General features: G+C 46.7%; 1 protein-coding gene. It reads left to right on the forward strand.

Going from position 1 to position 1,443, the window contains the following annotated elements; translation table 11 throughout:
* Positions 1-126 precede the first annotated feature (126 nt).
* The coding region (locus O3675_RS08975) for an ATP-binding cassette domain-containing protein (protein WP_371572133.1) at positions 127-1,443 on the forward strand (1,317 nt) is incomplete at its 3' end.

Consider the following 1,443-nt stretch of genomic DNA (forward strand, 5'->3'; position numbering starts at 1 on the left):
AAGGAACCTACCGGGAGCTACTGAAGGCAGAGGGAAAGTTTATGGAAATTTTCAAAAATCAGATCTCTGAAGATTCTGCAGGGCGCAAAACTTCTACTGAAAGGGACTATAAAGATGCGTAAGATTATGGCTAATACTGTTTGGTCCGTGGTTTATGCTTTCAGAAATCACCCCGTATGGACCGTCTCCTATCTAGCGTCTGTTGTGTGCCTATCGCTATTCCCCGCTTTGCAGATGGAGGCTGTCACTAGGCTTGTTGAGCATTTGGGTCAGAGTCAGGATGAGGTGCTCCCACTAGCCCTGGGGGTTAGTTTTGTGCTGGCAGGATACATTGCCCTGGGGCAAGCATCAGATTCTCTGCGTATGATTCTAAATTCTCGAATGTCAAGTACAGGTATTCAGAACGTATCTTCTCGTCTGGCGACTTGTTCTTCTCAGGAAATCGCGAGTGGTGATTATGCTCGCTCATCAAGGGCAGCTCATGATGCTGTGACAGGGGGGAGCCTAGGATCTCAAGTTTCTACTATGGGTGCTCTGATATTCATCATTTTTTCGACGGGAGCCCTTAGTTATTCCGTAGGAAAGATCAATGTATATGCTTCACTCTGCATGCTTGCAGGTATGATTCCTGTTGCCTTGATGTCACATCTCTATTCGAGTAAAAATGCTGAGGCAATGGAAAAAATATATTCATATAGCTACAACGCATGGCATAGCACTAACCAGATTGCACAAATAACTACTGCTCGTGAGCTTGCAATTCTTAATGCTCGTTCATTCTTTGCGCGTCGCGCTAATCAAGAACGGAAAAAATCCGGTGAGGAGGAAATTGGCCTAGCTCGTTACATCCTCAGAATATATACAATTGTTGGTTTTATAAGCGCTGCATTGCTAGCTTTAGCCCTTATTTTTCTAGCGGCCTCGGTGCCGGCTCCCGGCGTTCTTGCTGGAGCTGTTATAGGTATTACCTCAGCTATAGTCTCGCTTGGCTCGATGGGAAGCGACCTTAGCTTGATGGCGGCGGGGTCAAACGCAATTGATGTATATCGAAAGTTTATTTCTAGCGCACAGCCCGGGCAGAAAAATCCGATTGCCGATACCTACCCTGAAATCTCCAGCGTTTCCATCAGGAATCTTGCTATCCAGTACCCAAAAGCTGATTCTTTCGCTCTTAAAAACATCAATCTCACTTTTGGTCCCGGGCAGATGATTGGTATTGTCGGCCCCAATGGATCGGGAAAGACAACCCTAGTAAATGCACTCATGGGCATGCTTAAGCCTTCCAAAGGAGACATCCTCATGGGAGGTACGTCGGTACAGGACATATCACCTGATGATTTGTTGGCAAATGTGGGTTTGGTGAGTCAAGACTACGGCCGTTATGAACTGACTGTGCGTGAAAATCTTCTTCTGGGTTTGCCGCAGGCGGCGGTTGAGCGTCTT

It is taken from the genome of Rothia sp. 27098_8_27, from assembly GCF_041432805.1.
Classification (GTDB): Bacteria; Actinomycetota; Actinomycetes; order Actinomycetales; family Micrococcaceae; genus Rothia; species Rothia mucilaginosa.